Here is a 17,334-nt window from a genome sequence, read left to right as displayed (position 1 = left end):
TTTGTGCTACTAAAATTACTCTAATATGTCTATTCTTAACCGATTTTTAATCTGTTTCCTTTTCATTTCAGTTCAGGCCTTTTCTCAAAAAGAACAAAAATCTTCCTTTCAGGTGGTTCCGTTAGGCATAAAAGGAGGAATAGATGAGAAGAATCTTTCAGCCTATTTAGTTGCCCCTACTCACACCAATGATTTTATCTGTTTAGATGCCGGAACTGTGAATGCCGGAATTGAAAAAGCAATTGAAAACAAGGTTTTTAAAGTTTCAACCAGCGAAGTTTTACGAAAATACATTAAAGGGTATTTTATTTCTCATGCACATTTAGATCATGTTTCAGGTTTAATAATCAACTCTCCGGCAGATTCTTCCAAGACGGTTTATGCCACTGAAAAATGTATGGAAATGATGGAAAACCATTATTTCAACGATCAGACCTGGGCTAATTTTGGAGATAAAGGCCCCGGAACTCCATTAAAAAAATACCATTTCCAGACTTTAAATATCGGAGAAGAAATTCCGATTACCAATACAACGATGACGGCAAAAGCATTTCCGTTAAGTCATGTGAATCCGTTCGAAAGCACTGCCTTCTTAATTAAAAATGGCGAATCGTATGTACTTTATCTAGGGGATACCGGACCAGATGCTGTAGAGAAAAACGACAAATTAAAGTCGCTCTGGACTACAGTTGCGCCTTTGGTTAAAAGCAAACAATTAAAAGGTATTTTTATTGAGGTTTCCTTCCCAAATGAACAACCGGATCAATTTTTATTCGGACATCTTACTCCAAATTATCTCATGAAAGAGCTTCATGTTTTAGAAGAATTAGCAGGAAAAGGTACTTTGAATGGTTTCCCTATTATCGTGACTCATCTCAAACCACCTGTTAAGAATATTGCAAAACTAAAAGAGCAGCTGCAAAAACAAAATGACTTAAAGGTTAAAATTATTTATCCTGAACAAGGAAAAAGATTTGAGTTGTAAATTATTTTGTAGGTATTTTTCTATAAATTTACTAAACTAATTTTTTAATAATGAAAATTGTTTGGTCAACAAAAGCTAAATATACTTTTTATACAACACGTAATTATTTAATTCAATATAGAAATACTGAAATCGCACAAAATTTTGTGAATGAAGTTTTACGAAGTACTAATTTAATTTCGAAAAATCCCCATTTAGGAAAGTTTAGGTATGATTTAGAATGTAATGAAATATTTATTACAAAACATGTATCACTCTATTATGTAATTAACGAGGACTTCATTCATTTAATTCGGTTTTATGATAACCGGCAAAGACCGGCAACAATTTTAGACCTTTTTTAAATTATTCCTTTTCTCTTTAATTCAAGTAGCATGTCTTCATGTGTCATAAAATTACCCTCTTCAAACTCTCGTTTGGCTTGTTCAATATCAGCCTTGAGCTCTAATCTGAAATTTTCTTCGGGAGAAAGTATTTTTGCTATAGACAATACTTCATCCGGAGTGAAAGTCTGAGATTTTAGTTTTCGATAGAAAGTCGGACTTGGAATACCAACTTTCTCGATAATATAATTTTTTTTATATGGAGATGTATCAATTAAATTTTCAATACTATTCACAATATTCATGTATGTAATTATTTCTTGTATCATTTTTGATATGTTTTTTACATCGTTTATAATACAAATATACACCAAATATGAATGTAAATTATTTATTTGCCATAAAAACAAAACCCGACAGGTTTTAAAAATCTGCCGGGTTTCTTTTAGTAAGTTTATTTCTTCGCCACAAATCTGGGATCCGATTCCATTACAGTTCCACAGTTATCGCAGGTTCTCAACTCTAACGAATTATAAAAATGTTCGAAATGCGGCAGAAAATCTTTTTCAATATTATGCAATTCAAAAAGCACTTCATACAATTTATGATTGCAATGATCACAATGCCAAAGCAATCCGTCAGTATACCCTAATCCTGCACGTTTGCGTTCGATTACCAATCCTATTGAACCTTCGGAACGAACAGGTGAATGGGGAACTTTAGCCGGATGAAGATACATGTCACCTGCATGTAAATCCATTTCCTTTCGTTCTCCATCTTCCTGAATAATCACTTTTATACTGCCTTCCAGCTGATAAAAAAGCTCTTCGGTTTCGTTATAATGATAATCTTTTCGGGCATTCGGACCTGCAACAATCATCACGATATAATCACCGGAATCAACATAAAGATTTTTATTCCCAACGGGAGGTTTTAGTAAATGACGGTTCTCATCGATCCACTTTGTTAGATTGAAAGGTTTTGCTATTGCCATTTTTAAAGGTAGTAAGTTTCTAAGTAGCTAAGTTAAGGAAAAGTTTTCAGTCTCAGTGTCCGTTTTTAGTCGCAGTTTACAGTGACCAACTAAGACTGCGACTGAAAATTGGGACTATAAACTGAAACTTACTTCACTTCTTTAACCAAATAAATATAAACGGGAAAATGGTCACTAAATCCAACTTCTGTCAAACTATGTCGCAGCGGATACCCTTTATACGGTCCTGAGCTCTGAACCAGAAAAGTTTTATTGAAAATTCCCGCTTTCCAAAAGTTAAAAGTCAAAAAATCAGCTTGTATAAGTGACTTTGAAATGATGATCTGATCAAAAATATCCCAGGAATCTCTAAATGCAATTGTCCCTAAACCTTTATCGAGCATTGCCGCAAAGGGATTAAAAAGCCCGTATTCCTCCACTTCTGATTTTTTTGTCTTTGCCCCCAAAACAGTTTTTACACTTTTATTAAAGGGCCCATCATTCAAATCGCCCATTGTAATCACTTTAGCATGGGGATTTATTTGCTGTAGCGAATCGATAATTCTTCTGTTTAAACTTCCGGCAGCTTCCCGAAAAATACTGCTTGCTTTCTCCCCTCCCGATCTGGACGGCCAATGATTGACGATAATATGAATTTCCTCTCCTTCTAAAAATCCTGAAATTAAAAGCTGATCTCTGGTAAAAACCCGATTCTTATTATCGGTTTTAATTTCGATATCATCTTCCGGTTGCTGAATCTCCTCTTCTTTATCTGCGCTTTTTTTTAGATAAATACGCAGCGGAATATTGGAATATGACGTGGGTCTAAAGTATTTTCTCTGATATAAAAGTGCAACATCTATTCCTCGTTTATCCGGCGAATCAAAATGAACGATTCCATAGTCAAAAGGGAGTAAATTTGGTTGTTTCACCAGATCTTCGAGAACCGTGCGATTTTCAATCTCGGCACCACCAATGAGTACCGGAGCATTTGAGTTATCCGGCCTTCCAATTTCAGACAAAACTTTGGACAGGTTTTTTAATTTCTGTTCGTATTTTTCCATCGTCCAATGCTGAGTCCCATTAGGTGTCCATTCGTCATCGTTGGTATTGACATCATCATTAATATCGAAGAGATTCTCAAAGTTATAAAATGCGATAGTATGGATAGCATATTTTTTTGGCTGTGCCTGCAGAATTGTAAAAGATAAAAAAACGATACTACTGAATTGAAAAGAAATTACTCTCATAAACTTAACTCTTTAAAAGGTTCAATTTAAACAATTAAACCATATTGTAAGAATTTTCTAATTATTTTGTTTTTAAAAATATTTATATTTGTTTTATCTTTACGAATGAATTAGCAGAAAAACATGAAAGCGAGCACCCGTCAATACCACAGAAACTACTTTTCTATTTATAAACTCGTATTTCTTATTTTTGCTTTACAATCCATCCACTGTCAATCACAACAAAACATGATAACACCACCTTATTTACAAAAAGGAGATACTGTAGCCATTTTAGCAACAGCAAGAAAAAATATAGACGACAATCTGAAACCTACTATTGATTTATTACACAGCTGGGGACTTGAGGCTGTAGTTGGAAGCACTATTGGTTTGGATTTTAACCAACTGGCTGGTACCGATGAACAACGTGCTGCAGATTTTCAAAAACAGTTAGACAATCCAAATATTAAAGCAATATGGTGTGTTCGCGGTGGCTATGGAACGGTAAGGATGATCGATTTACTTGATTTTACCAAATTCAAACAACACCCAAAATGGATTGTTGGTTTTAGTGACGTTACCGTTCTGCACAATCATTTGAATACGATGGGCTATCAGTCTATTCACGGGATCATGCCTGTAACGGTTCCAAGAGCTACTCCCGCTGCGGTCAGTTCAATGAAATCTGCCTTGTTTGGTGAACCTATTTCCTATACTATTGCTCCGGATAAAATGAACCGCTTTGGAACCGCAACCGGGGAATTAGTGGGCGGAAATCTATCTATTTTATACAGTTTATTAGGTTCTCCTTCGGCAATTGACTGTAAGGATAAAATTTTGTTCCTTGAAGATCTGGACGAATATCTGTATCATATCGATCGTATGATGATGAATTTAAGACGCAATGGATGTATCGAAAACCTAAAAGGAATTGTTGTTGGAGGTATGACCAAAATGAAGGATAACGAAGTTCCATGGGGGAAAACTGCAGTAGAAATTGTAGATGATGTGACCAAAAAGTACAATATTCCCGTAATTTTTAATTTCCCAGCCGGACACATTCAGGACAATAGGGCCTTAATAATGGGAAGTACCGTTACTATTGATGTAAATGCATCCGGAAGTTCTCTTACCTTTAAAAAATAATAGCTTCTGAGATTTTTCTCTAAAGAATTTTAAATACCACATATCGTAATCTCGCAAAAACGCGAAGTCGCAAAGTTATATTCCTTTCTTTGCAACTTCGCGTCTTTGCATGTAAATTGCTCATTACAGCATAAAAAAATCACAACTCGCAATTCATAATTAAAAGATGGCAGAACACAACGAACTTGGAAAAAAAGGTGAAGATCTCGCTGTGGAATATCTCGAGCAAAATGGCTATAAAATTCTCGATCGAAACTGGACTTTTCAAAAGGCCGAAATTGATATTATCGCAGAAAAAGAATCTATTTTGGCCGTTATTGAAGTCAAAACAAGATCAAGTTTAAGCTTTGGTTTACCACAGGATTTTGTGAAACCTAAAAAGATTCAACTGCTGGTAAAAGCCGTAAATGCCTATATAAACGATAGGAAAATAGATATTGAAGTCCGTTTTGACATCATTGCGATACACAAAAAAAAGGAATCATTTGCAATTGAACACATTACAGACGCTTTTTTCCATTTTTAACATAATTTTACCTTGTTATATTTGTAACAAATTGTTCTTTTATTTATATTCGCGAAGTTTTATAACACAAAATTAACTACAACAAACCAATTAAGTTACAAAAAAAAGAAAAAAACTATGAAAACCGTTTCTTCAATCGTCGAAAATTACATTAAAACAAAACCCTTTTTATTAAATGCGCTATCGCTTGGAATTATTAACCTCACTTCTCTCTCACGGAACATTATGACCGAATTAGAAAGTGAATTTGGTAAAGAAGTAAAACAAGGTGCTGTTGTAATGTCATTAAAAAGACTCACAGAAGAACTGGATTTTAAACTGAATCATAAAATCAATAAAGTAATTAAGAATATAGGTGAAATCACTGTTCGATCTGAATTGACGGATTATACTTTTGCCGCTTCCGAAACTGTTTTGAACAAACAGGCTGATTTAATTTCTGACATTAATGCTTTATCTGATATCTTTTACACCTCATCACGTGGCGTAAACGAAACCAATATTGTGGTAAGCAGCAGCGTAAATCATTTGGTTGAAAAACACTTTATGCGCGAGAAACTTATTCAGAAATTAGACAACCTGGCCTCCATAACTGTAAAATTGCCAAAAGAAAACATCGTGGTTCCCGGAATTTACTATTTCATTTTCCAGCGTTTGGCATGGGAAGGAATTATCATCAATGAGGTAATTTCGACTTCAAACGAATTTACCATTTTAGTGGGGGAAGATCAGGTTGATGTTGCTTTTAAAGTAATTAAGGACCTAAAGAATTAAATCTAAAAATAAAACCCGACAGGTTTTTGAAACCTGTCGGGTTTAGAATATTATACCTTTTAAAATTGTTATTCTCCCAGTAACTCCATCAACTCCAACGCTCGTTTGGTCGATTTTACATTGTCAAAAGTCAATAAAAGACGTAAACCGTTAGGCGTTTGTTTTTCTTTCATCTGACAAAGATTACTATGGGTTTGTACAAACTTGATCACTTTATGAAAACGCTTCGATTGGTAATAATCAGATTGTTGGTCTGAAACAAAATAACCGATCATTTTGCCTTTCTTCATCACTAACTTCTCAATACCTACACTTGTTGCAATCCATTTGATGCGAATACTATTCATCAAAGCATTGGCACGTGGCGGCATTGGTCCGAAACGGTCAATTAATTTATTCTGAAAGATTACCAGTTCTTCCTCATTTTTCACACCGCCCAACTCGTTGTATAAACTCAAACGTTCGGTGACATTGTTAATGTATTCATCAGAAAACAATAGCTCAAAATCAGTATCGATTTGCAGATCTTTTACATATTCCTTGGTTTCAATATCGTTCTCTTCCGGATATAAGTCCTTGAATTCATTCTCCTTCAATTCTTCGATGGCCTCATTCATGATTTTTTGGTAGGTATCAAATCCAATTTCATTAATGAAACCGCTTTGTTCTCCACCTAATAAATCTCCTGCTCCACGAATTTCAAGATCTTTCATCGCAATGTTAAAACCACTACCTAGTTCGCTAAACTGCTCTAAAGCCTGAATACGTTTTCTGGCATCCTCAGTCATAGAGGAATAAGGCGGACAGATGAAATAACAGAATGCTTTTTTATTGCTTCGGCCTACTCTTCCTCGCATTTGGTGCAGATCAGACAGTCCGAAATTATTGGCATTGTTGATGAAAATCGTATTGGCATTTGGTACGTCCAAACCACTTTCGATAATTGTTGTGGCTACCAGAACATCGAAATCGCCGTTCATGAAACCCAGCATTAATTCTTCGAGTTTGGCTCCTTCCATTTGTCCGTGACCGATTCCAACTCTGGCATTTGGGACCAAACGCTGAATCATACCGGCAACTTCTTTTATATTTTCGATTCGGTTATTGATGAAGAAAACCTGTCCGTTACGCTGAATTTCATACGAAATGGCATCACGGATTATTTCTTCATTAAACCCAACAACATTGGTTTCTATAGGATATCGGTTTGGCGGAGGGGTCGTAATAACAGACAAATCCCTCGCTGCCATTAATGAAAACTGAAGCGTTCTCGGGATTGGCGTTGCCGTTAATGTTAGGGTATCGACATTCGCAGCAATGGTCTTAAGTTTATCTTTTACGTTTACTCCAAACTTTTGTTCCTCGTCGACAATCAATAAACCAAGGTCTTTAAAAACTACATTTTTATTGACTAATTGGTGTGTTCCAATCACAATATCCAGTTTCCCTTCTGCTAAATCTTTTAAAGTTTGTGCTTTCTGTTTGGCGGTTCTAAAGCGGTTCATATAACCAATGGTAACCGGCATGTCTTTCAAACGTTCTGAAAACGTACGGTAATGCTGGTAAGCCAAAATGGTGGTTGGAACCAAAACAGCTACCTGTTTACTATTGTCTACTGCCTTAAACGCTGCACGAATCGCTACCTCTGTTTTTCCAAAACCTACATCCCCACAAACTAAACGGTCCATCGGACGATCGCTTTCCATATCCGCTTTGACTTCCTGAGTCGATTTAGTTTGATCAGGCGTGTCTTCGTATATAAACGAACTTTCTAATTCATTCTGCAAATAACTGTCCGGTGCAAACTGAAAACCTTTTTCCAGACGTCGTTTTGCATACAACTGAATTAAATTGAAGGCAATATGTTTAACCCGCGCTTTGGTTTTTTGTTTTAAAACTTTCCAGGCGTTTGATCCCAGTTTATAGATTTTTGGAGGAGTTCCGTCCTTTCCGTTGTATTTTGAGATTTTATGAAGCGAGTGAATACTCACATACACAATATCATTATCGGCATACACCAATTTTATAGCTTCCTGCGTTTTACCTTCAACCTGAATTTTCTGCAGGCCGCCAAATTTTCCAATTCCGTGATCGATATGCGTTACATAATCACCAACCGAAAGCGCGGTTAATTCCTTAAGCGTAATATTCTGCTTTTTCGAATAACCGTTTTTGATATTAAATTTATGATAACGCTCAAAAATCTGGTGATCGGTATAGGCTGTAATCTGACTTTCTTCATCAATAAATCCCTGATACAAAGGCAATACAACCGTATGATATTGTTTTCGAATGTTCTCGGAATTAGCTTCGTCTAAAGTTTCGAAAATATCATGAAAACGCTTGGCCTGAGTTTCATTCGAACAGAACAGATAATTTTTATATCCGTTAAAGTGATTGTCGCTCAGGTTATTCAGCAGCAAATCAAATTGTTTATTGAAGGATGGCTGCGGATGAATATGAAAATCGAATGTTTTGGTGGTTTTAAAAACAGGTTTTGAAGCCAATTCGACTATTGAAAAATCTAAAGCGCGTTTAATAAATGAGCTCTGATTTAAGAATAGTTTCTCAGGTTCAGCCCTTTTTATTTCTTTTGAAAGTTTCTCGAAAGCTTCTTCGGCTCTTACGAATTGTTTGTCTAACTGAGTGAAAAGTCCTTCGGTATTTTGAATAAACAAAACGGTTCTCTCGGCAATATAGTCTAAGAAACTCTCTCTGTTTTCCTGAAAAAGTTTGTTCTCGACATTCGGGATTATCGTGATCTTTTTATGGGTTTCTACTGATAATTGTGTTTCTACATCAAAACTTCTGATACTGTCTACTTCGTTACCAAAAAACTCTATTCGGTACGGATGATCGTTGGAAAACGAGAATACATCGACAATTCCGCCTCGAACAGAAAACTCTCCCGGTTCAGTGATAAAATCGACTCTTTTAAATTCATATTCAAACAACACTTCGTTGATAAAATCTATCGAAATTTTATCGTTCAAAGCGACTTTCAAAGTGTTTTTATCAAGTTCCCTGCGTGTCACTACTTTTTCGAAAAGTGCTTCGGGATAAGTAACAATTACGGCAGGTTTTTTACGGGAATTGATTCGGTTTAAAACCTCAGCACGAAGCAAAACATTAGCATTGTCTGTTTCATCAATTTGATACGGACGGCGAAATGACGCGGGATAAAACAACACATCTTGTTCTCCGATCATTTGTTCGAGATCGTTCAAATAATAAGCTGCTTCTTCTTTATTATCTAAAATAACTAAAAAAGGTAATTCTGATTTTTTGAAAACAGCACGCAAAACAAATGAAACTGCCGATCCTAACAATCCGTTAAGATGCATTTTTATTTGTTTCTGTTCCAGTAATTGTGTGGCAATCTGCTGATTTTTTGGCAGATTATCATACAGGGTATATAAGGCGTTTTTACTCAACTTTTGGTGTGTTTGGATCTATATTTTTCCCCGGAATCGGAGCTGTGGTCTCGTTTGGAATGGCACGAGCGGTATCTAACATTCTTAAGAAATCTTCCTCACCTTCTTCTTTCGGAATTTTACTTTTTACAATAACAACATCCATCTGTCTTTCTAATGAAACCAATTCTTTGTTGATTTCACCAATTAAAAATGTCACTTTCTCTGAAGGAATTTGATTCAGATGAATGAATAAATCCATCATTCTGACTTTTGTAATCAAAATAGAAATTCGGCTTCTGATCTGTGGAATATTGAATTCTGCAGGAATATTATTATTTAAAGCCATTACTTTTTTTGAAATCGCAGTTGATTTCTTTTGAAATGCTCCAATTGTTTTTCTGGGTTTATCTCTGAGTTCATTCAAAAAGTCACGCCACTCACTCCACGAATTCACTTTTTGCTCCGAGATTTCGTTGATTGGCTCATCGATAAAAGACCAGCTTTTATTGATTTTATTAAAAATGACTTCATTTTTTTTGGCTTCCTTTTCGTTTTCAGCGCGACGTTTTTCATCTTCATTCTGACATGAATTCAATACAAAAACAAAAAGCAAAAAAAGAGATATCTTATATTTCATTTGGTAAAACATTAAGCTACAAAGTTACAAAGTAATTTTACAATTACGAATTCTGATTTTTGGTACAAATTACATTATTTAGCTGCCATTAGACCGAAACAAATTTAGGAATTCTACTTTGTAAGACTTATAGAAAAATCCTGAATTCCTGATCGAAAATACTTATAATTTATGACTTGAGTTCCACATTCAACAACGAATAATCTAAAAAAGAATCTTTATCATTGTTAAATTTACAATTTGTTCTCCTTAAAAGCGAAAACATTTGCGAAAACGTTATATTTGTCTCTCAAAAAAACTATTCAAAAAATGAATCCAAAAATATTAATCATTGGTGCCTGCGGTCAAATTGGGACGGAACTGACTCAAAAACTGCGCAAACTATACGGAACAGACAATGTAATTGCTTCTGACATTAGAAAATTAAATACTGACGTTGTAAATTCTGGTCCGTTTGAAGTAGTCAATGCTTTAGATTTCAACCAAATCGAACATCTTGTTGAAGTGCATCAAATTACTGATATATATCTAATGGCTGCACTTTTATCGGCTACAGCCGAGAAAAACCCTGCATTTGCCTGGGATCTGAATATGAATTCATTATTTCATGTTTTAAATTTAGCAAAAGCCAAAAAGATAAAAAAGATATTCTGGCCTTCCAGTATTGCGGTTTTCGGACCTACTACACCCAAAGAAAACACTCCTCAATATACCGTAATGGAGCCTTCTACGGTGTACGGAATTAGTAAACAAGCGGGAGAAAGATGGTGCGAATACTACCATAATATTTATGGAGTTGATGTTCGAAGCATCCGTTATCCGGGCTTAATCAGCTGGTCGACGCCTCCTGGTGGCGGAACTACAGATTACGCTGTTGATATTTTTTACAAAGCTATTGCCGATAAAAAATACGAGTGCTTTTTATCTTCGGAAACAAAAATGCCAATGATGTATATGGATGATGCTATTGATGCAACTATTAATATCATGAAAGCTCCGGCAGAAAAAATTAAAATACACTCTTCCTATAATTTAGCTGCAATGAGTTTTACTCCTACTGAAATTGCCGCAGAAATTAAGAAACATATTCCTGAATTCGAAATAACATACAACCCTGATTTCCGCCAGAAAATTGCGGACAGCTGGCCGGCTAGTATCGACGATTCTCAGGCAAGAGAAGACTGGGACTGGAAACACACTTTTGATCTTGAAACCATGACAAAAGACATGTTAGAGCATTTAGGATAAGATCTGCTTACAAAATATAAAAACGCACAAATTGTGCGTTTTTTTTATGCTTCTCATTTGCTCGCCGATATTACTCATTAAACAGAGGAATGGAGATTTTTCTATTCTTCTCCATCTGGTTGCTTTTTGAGAAAATAATCTATTAATTAAAAAGTCCCTTTTAAAATTTATTTCTAAAATTAAACGGGACTTTTTCATTCTCCTTCTTTCTCCGGGATCTCTGTTTGCCTTTCGATCAATAAAACGGTCTTTTCTATTCTTTTCAGGAGTTTAAATATGGTAATGAAAGATACCGGATCCGGGCTCAGACTTTCCGAAATTAAAATCTTACCCGCTTTTCTTTTGTCTTTAACGTCTACCAGCGCATCTGTACTAATATTGTAAAAAACGGCTATTTTCTTTAAGTTTTTATAGGTTGGATAAAAGATATCGCTTTCCCATTTTCCATAAATCGTTTGTGAAACTTTCAAAATAGTCGAAATCTCCTTTTGCGACATCCTTTTTTCACTTCTTAATTGTTGCAATCTAGTTCCAAAAGTCATTCTATTTATTTTTGAGGCTAATATACTACAAAAAAACTTTCGTTTTGAAATTCAAAACTTTTAAATTAAAGAAAAATCTTATTTTTTAATTCTTTTGTAAAATATTTTGATTTAAGAGATAATATTTATCCCTTATCATTCTAATGACTTAAAACAATACTAAAAATTTAATGACAATGAAAAAAACTTATTTAATCGCCATGCTTTTTATAGCATTTATTTCTTGTAGTAAAGATAATCCGACTACAGATAACATTCAATCGATAAGTAGAAAAACAGAAACGTTTAATTTTTCCTCCTACGAAATGATGTATAAAAAAATAGATGAAATAACTTCCACGAAAGAAAAGAAGGAAGCATATACATCAGAAAAATATACAAATGACAACAATCTCTCTAAGAAATCAAGTGAATCAGAAACAATAATTTTAAACAATTTAAAAAAATATCATGCTGATAGATTAAATGATATTTATGAGCTTAGAAAAGAACTGAATTTCATCAGTATTCAAAGTATCGCTGATGAAATAAACTCACTAAACCTTATAAATCCAAATGAAGCAGACAAATTATTAACCAAGTACAAATCTTTACTATTTCAAGATAATTACGAGATAAAAACTATTTATGAAGATAGAACAGCAAATGTGATCAATGAAAATGGCGAAGTTTTGATTGATGGAATTCCTGCTAATTTTAGAATTTATAAATCAAATAACCCAACAGGGAAATATATCGGTGATGAATTTATTAGAACTGGTACTGCAGCAACTTCGAACGATCTATACTTTAAGGTTGATTTTTCTGCTGGGAGAGAGAAACATAGAGACACGTTTGGGAGAACTTTCTTTAGATACTATACAGAATTTAAAGCATACTATATAAACTTTAATACAGGAATTACATCTCTTTGTCCTGCAACTTTCAATGTTGACGCTTCTTCTATTGCGGGTTTCTCCCAAACAGGAAGTTTCCCTTTCAGCGAATTTGCTTTCAGTATTCCATATCCTTCAGGAAATGGAAGCTCGATTAGATATACAGGAAGTAAAATCTGGACAGCCTATCAACCAGAAGGAGGTCTGATTAAAGGAACTTTTACGGGTGCTGGTCGCGTGGCAACTTGTAATTTTAAGTATACACGATAAAACAAAAAAATAATTACTCAGTACTAGATTCAGCTAGTGACTTTTTTATATTTAAACTATTTTTTCATTTTTCAAGAACTCTTTCCTATGCGTTTGTTTATAATTTTTATATGCTTTTTTTCTGTATCTCTTTATTCTCAAACTCAAATTAATGAAGACACTTTAAATTCGCGAATTCTTGATCCATTACGCCCAGCCAAAGCAGGTTTCTATTCAGCAATTTTGCCCGGATCAGGCCAAGTTTACAATAAAAAATACTGGAAAGTTCCATTAGTTTGCGGTGCGATCGGTACCAGTATATATTTTTACGTCGACAATCAAAAACAATACAATGTATATCGCAATGAATATAAAAACAGACTTTCCGGAAATCAAAGCAACTCAGAATATTTATCTAATCTAAATAGTTCTCAATTGATTTCTGCTCAAAAACAATTTAGACGAAATAGTAATTTATCTTTACTATGCGCTGTTGGTTTTTATGTCTTAAATATTATTGATGCAAACATTGATGCCTCTTTATCACAATTTAACGTCAGCAAGCAATTAACATGTAAACCTACAGTAAATACAAATAACATAGCTCTACAAAATAACTTTAGTCTGAGCTGCACTTACACCTTTTAAAAACAAAAAAGCCAAAGCTAGCAGAAAACTAACTTTGGCTTTTTTTATATTTTTAAGTGATTATTATTTCACCTCATAAACATTATTTGCTGCTTTTACATCGGCCATTAATCCGCTTGGATCAATCGTAATTTTCTTGATGGCAGTTTTGTTTTTGTCTATTGTAAAACTATAATTCGATTGTGCCCATGCCCAGTCGTCTAAAACGGTTCTTTTTACATTCGGGTTTGGATTTGGCTTGATGAAGTTCATCATTCGTAACGGAATGTAGAAACTTTCAGAAGTACCATCTGTGTATTCCACTGTTAAATCAATCGGCATTGGCATTCTTCCGATTCTTTCTAAAGTGATATTGGTTTTTCCCGCGTTATCCGCTACTTCTTTGATACCATAATCAATTGTATTGGTAGTTCCTGTCCAATCGATTAAATACCAATCTAATTCTGCTCCTGAAACTCTCTCTGCTGATCTTTTAATATCATTTGGAGTAGGGTGTTTGAATTTGAAATCATTGTAATATCTTTTCAAAGTAGCATCTACATTGTCTTTTCCAATTACATACTCTAATTGCGACAAGAAAAGGCTTCCTTTTACATAAGAAGAAATACTATAAGGTCTGTTTTCATCGTAACGGTCTCCATGAGTGGTTTGTGGCTGCTCTTTTCCGGAATTAACCAGGCTGTAATAAGCAGCATAATTTCCTTTAAACGGATTCACTTCTTTTTTATCGCCTTTCAATTCATTCAAAGCACTGTCTTCGATGTAAGTAGTAAAACCTTCATCCATCCAAGGGTGTTTTGATTCGTTTGAAGCTAAAATATGCTGAAACCAGGAATGTCCTAATTCATGAGTTGCTGTTCCTAAAATTCCTTCAAGAGTTCCGTTTCCAAGCATTAGGGTACACATTGCATACTCCATTCCGCCATCTCCACCCTGAATAAAAGAGTATTGTTTGTACGGATATGCTCCCACTCTGTGGTTGTAATAATCCATTACTTTCACCATTAAAGGTTCTAATTGTTTCCAATTTGCAGTTGTTTTTGGATTGTTTTTGTAGAAAAAGTGCAAATCAACATCATTTGGTCCTTTTACAATATCATGTGTGTATTCTTTATCTGCTGCCCAGGTAAAATCATGAACGTTTGGTGCAATAAAATGCCAGGTCAACGTTTTTGTTTTCTTTGGATAAGTAACGGTTACACCTGCATCTTCATAACCGTGACCTATTTGATTCTTATCTTGTAAATATCCTGAACCTCCGATAGTATACTCTTTATCGATTGTAATTTTTACATCAAAGTTCCCCCACACGCCATGAAATTCTCTGGCGATGTATGGATCTGCATGCCAGCCTTCGAAATCAAATTCGGCTAATTTTGGGTACCATTGTGACATTGACAATTCTACTCCTTCAGAATTATTACGTCCAGTACGACGAACCTGAACCGGAACTTGTCCGTCAAAATCTAAAGTAAAGGTTGTTTTAGAATTTGGTAAAATTGGTTTTGCCAAAGTCACTTCTAAAATAGTTCCGGAAACTCTCGTTTGTGCCGAAACTCCATCTTGTTTAAAGTCTGAAATTTTTAAATATCCAATTTCATTTGGTTTTAAAGTTTCAATTCGGCTTTGTTTGGTTTCTTTACCATCTGCGCCTTTTACTTTATTTACCATTCTTCCATCAGGATCTTTTATAGAATGCAGACGAGCATCCATTTCACTTCCCGGCTGAAATGCATTTAAAAATAAATGGTAATACACTTTCTTTAAAGTATCAGGAGAGTTGTTTGTGTACACTAACTCTTGTTTTCCTTTGTACTGATAGTTTTTTACATCCATGGAGACTTCCATTTTGTAATCGACATGTTGTTGCCAATAAGGAGCGCTTTGTGCAAATGCTGAGTTTAAACTCAAACTCAAAAAAGATAGTAGTAAAATTTTTCGCATGGTTATTTCAATCAAAATGGAAGAGCGCGAACTCTTCCATTACGTTAGTATTCTGTTTTTGTTTATTTTTTAGACATTTTTTCGGCCATCAATAAAGCATTGTAAGCGTTAACCATTTTAGCTGTTCTTGAAGATTCTGTCGAAGAAACCGCTACCGGTTTTGCTTCAGGATTTGGATTCGTTCCCAAAACAACCATTGATGGAAGCGCCACTCCTGAGTCCATTAAAATTTGTTTTACCTGAGCTGCTTTTAATTTTGGATAGTACGAACGTATCAGTGCTGCCACTCCTGCTGCATTTGGAGCAGCCATTGAAGTTCCTTGCAGGTATTTGTATTTGTTGTTGGGTACCGTTGCATAAATTTCTTCACCCGGAGCAAAAACATCTACGTTTATTTTTCCAAAGTTCGAAAATCCTGCTACAACAGTTTCTCCATATTCTTTATTAAGTGCCCCAATTGTGATTACGTTATCAGCAAACTCTTTAACGTTATCTTCTGAGTCGTTTGGATAATTGATGTTTTTGGTTTCATCAATATTGTATCCGTCATTTCCGGCTGCATGCACTATTAGAACATCTTTTTTTGCTGCATATTTTATTGCATCATACACCCATTTTTTATGAGGAGAGAAACTTTTTCCGAAACTTCCGTTGATTACTTTTGCTCCGTTGTCTACTGCATAGCGAATCCCTAAAGCAATATCTTTATCGTATTCATCACCATCAGGAACAGCTCTTACGGTCAGGATTTCTACATTATTACTAACTCCGTCTCCCCCTAAATTATTCCCGCGAACCTGTGCAATAATTCCGGCTACGTGTGTTCCGTGAAGCGCTTCCTCTTTATCCGGACCAAAAACAATATTATTTCCATAACGTGTGTTTTTAATATCCTCCGGATTATCACCTACTACTTTTCTTCCGTCGAATTCTTTATTTAAGTTGTAATTCAACTGACCGTAAACCTGCTTACTATACTCTTTTAACTCAGAGTCAGGGTCAAAAGTTGGCCCTGCATTCGTTAAAATTTGAGTCATGATCTCTTTACTCTGGGCAACTTTTGGATCTGTAGAGGTTATAGTATTTAGATCCTCAATTTTATAAGTTGTTTTATTAAGTTCTTTTTGTATTGTTTTATGAACTTCTAACAAAAAGTCAGATTGTTGCTTGTCTCTTAAAGCGTCTTCGTATTTTTTAGTATACTGCGCCAAAGCCTCTTTATATTCGGGAGATCCGTCATCACCTTTTTTAACGACACGCGTTAATTCAAGATTTTCATGAACAGCATTTCCTAAGAAATTCCATCCGTGGACATCATCAATAAATCCGTTTTTATCATCGTCGATTCCGTTACCCGGAATTTCTTTAGAATTGGTCCAGATCATCCCTTTCAGATCTTCATGTTCGATATCGACACCTGAATCTACAATTCCCACGATCACCTTCTTTCCGGTTTTTCCTTGCAATAATTCAGCGTAAGCCCTATCGACACTCATTCCCGGGATCGAATCTTTAATTAAATCAAGGTGACTCCATCTTTTTAATTCATTTTCGCTAACAGGAGCTTTCTTAACAACAGCTAAAGGAGCTTTGATAAAATCTTTTCTTGCCGATTCCTGCGCTTGCATAGTGGTGGTGCAACCTGCTAAAACGATTAATGCAAAAGCAGATAATTTGAGGGGTTTTATATGACTCATATATCTAATATCTATTCTAAAGTTAAATTATGGGTCTAAATTATGATTTTTTGTTACATAAAACTAACGATTAACACTGTGTTATGATTTTTTGTTTGTGTTTTAAGAAAGTGTAAAAT

15 protein-coding genes are annotated in these 17,334 nt (G+C 34.9%); 7 read left to right on the top strand and 8 right to left on the bottom strand.

The window, feature by feature from the left end; genetic code table 11:
- Nucleotides 1–25 precede the first annotated feature (25 nt).
- Nucleotides 26–985, top strand: coding sequence for an MBL fold metallo-hydrolase (locus tag C245_RS0100315; protein WP_017494591.1), 960 nt, complete (start codon nucleotides 26–28; stop codon nucleotides 983–985).
- A gap of 340 nt (nucleotides 986–1,325) precedes the next feature.
- Here C245_RS0100315 and C245_RS0100305 read toward each other — a convergent pair whose 3' ends face one another.
- The 3 genes from C245_RS0100305 to C245_RS0100295 form a co-directional block, all read right to left on the bottom strand.
- Complete coding sequence (locus C245_RS0100305; RefSeq protein WP_017494589.1) at nucleotides 1,326–1,637, bottom strand: hypothetical protein; 312 nt, start codon at nucleotides 1,635–1,637, stop codon at nucleotides 1,326–1,328.
- A gap of 125 nt (nucleotides 1,638–1,762) precedes the next feature.
- The gene (locus tag C245_RS0100300; RefSeq protein ID WP_017494588.1) at nucleotides 1,763–2,302 is read right to left on the bottom strand and encodes a 3-hydroxyanthranilate 3,4-dioxygenase; all 540 of its coding nucleotides are present in this window, start codon (nucleotides 2,300–2,302) and stop codon (nucleotides 1,763–1,765) included.
- Between the two features lie 128 nt (nucleotides 2,303–2,430).
- A complete protein-coding gene (locus C245_RS0100295; protein WP_017494587.1) occupies nucleotides 2,431–3,531 on the bottom strand; it encodes an endonuclease in 1,101 nt (366 codons plus the stop codon).
- A 228-nt stretch (nucleotides 3,532–3,759) separates the two neighbouring features.
- On the opposite strand from C245_RS0100295, the gene C245_RS0100290 reads away from it, so the two are divergent.
- From C245_RS0100290 to C245_RS0100280, 3 genes are all read left to right on the top strand, one after another.
- On the top strand, nucleotides 3,760–4,659 hold the full coding sequence (locus C245_RS0100290) for an LD-carboxypeptidase (protein WP_017494586.1): 900 nt from the start codon (nucleotides 3,760–3,762) through the stop codon (nucleotides 4,657–4,659).
- 166 nt (nucleotides 4,660–4,825) lie between these two features.
- Nucleotides 4,826–5,185 (top strand): YraN family protein, encoded by a 360-nt coding sequence (locus C245_RS0100285; RefSeq protein WP_017494585.1) that lies wholly within the window; start codon nucleotides 4,826–4,828, stop codon nucleotides 5,183–5,185.
- Nucleotides 5,186–5,302: 117 nt separating this feature from the next.
- On the top strand, nucleotides 5,303–5,959 hold the full coding sequence (locus tag C245_RS0100280; RefSeq protein ID WP_008466087.1) for a hypothetical protein: 657 nt from the start codon (nucleotides 5,303–5,305) through the stop codon (nucleotides 5,957–5,959).
- A gap of 68 nt (nucleotides 5,960–6,027) precedes the next feature.
- On the opposite strand, the gene mfd is transcribed toward C245_RS0100280, so the two are convergent.
- Both mfd and C245_RS0100270 read right to left on the bottom strand, forming a co-directional pair.
- A complete protein-coding gene (gene mfd, locus C245_RS0100275; RefSeq protein ID WP_017494583.1) occupies nucleotides 6,028–9,393 on the bottom strand; it encodes a transcription-repair coupling factor in 3,366 nt (1,121 codons plus the stop codon).
- Nucleotides 9,386–10,012 (bottom strand): hypothetical protein, encoded by a 627-nt coding sequence (locus C245_RS0100270; RefSeq protein WP_017494582.1) that lies wholly within the window; start codon nucleotides 10,010–10,012, stop codon nucleotides 9,386–9,388. Before C245_RS0100270 ends, mfd begins: the two co-directional genes overlap by 8 nt.
- 309 nt (nucleotides 10,013–10,321) lie before the next feature.
- Here C245_RS0100270 and C245_RS0100265 point away from each other — a divergent pair, with 309 nt between their 5' ends.
- Nucleotides 10,322–11,260: an L-threonine 3-dehydrogenase gene (locus C245_RS0100265; RefSeq protein WP_017494581.1), complete on the top strand. Its 939-nt coding sequence runs from the start codon at nucleotides 10,322–10,324 to the stop codon at nucleotides 11,258–11,260.
- A gap of 194 nt (nucleotides 11,261–11,454) precedes the next feature.
- On the opposite strand, the gene C245_RS23525 is transcribed toward C245_RS0100265, so the two are convergent.
- Nucleotides 11,455–11,802, bottom strand: coding sequence for a helix-turn-helix domain-containing protein (locus C245_RS23525; protein WP_017494580.1), 348 nt, complete (start codon nucleotides 11,800–11,802; stop codon nucleotides 11,455–11,457).
- Nucleotides 11,803–11,978: 176 nt separating this feature from the next.
- On the opposite strand from C245_RS23525, the gene C245_RS0100255 reads away from it, so the two are divergent.
- Nucleotides 11,979–12,947, top strand: a complete 969-nt coding sequence (locus tag C245_RS0100255; protein WP_017494579.1) for a hypothetical protein — start codon at nucleotides 11,979–11,981, stop codon at nucleotides 12,945–12,947.
- An 87-nt stretch (nucleotides 12,948–13,034) separates the two neighbouring features.
- Entirely contained in the window at nucleotides 13,035–13,574 is a 540-nt protein-coding gene (locus C245_RS0100250) for a DUF5683 domain-containing protein (RefSeq protein WP_017494578.1), read from the top strand.
- Between the two features lie 63 nt (nucleotides 13,575–13,637).
- Here C245_RS0100250 and C245_RS0100245 read toward each other — a convergent pair whose 3' ends face one another.
- Both C245_RS0100245 and C245_RS0100240 read right to left on the bottom strand, forming a co-directional pair.
- Nucleotides 13,638–15,518 (bottom strand): M1 family metallopeptidase, encoded by a 1,881-nt coding sequence (locus tag C245_RS0100245; protein WP_017494577.1) that lies wholly within the window; start codon nucleotides 15,516–15,518, stop codon nucleotides 13,638–13,640.
- 62 nt (nucleotides 15,519–15,580) lie between these two features.
- Nucleotides 15,581–17,215 carry a S8 family peptidase gene (locus tag C245_RS0100240; protein WP_026109773.1) on the bottom strand — a complete coding sequence of 545 codons (1,635 nt, stop codon included), beginning with the start codon at nucleotides 17,213–17,215 and terminating at the stop codon, nucleotides 15,581–15,583.
- Nucleotides 17,216–17,334: the final 119 nt, after the last annotated feature.

The organism is Flavobacterium sp. WG21, assembly GCF_000335775.1.
Lineage (GTDB): Bacteria > Bacteroidota > Bacteroidia > Flavobacteriales > Flavobacteriaceae > Flavobacterium > Flavobacterium tructae.
This window is presented reverse-complemented; position numbering and strand designations above follow the sequence as displayed.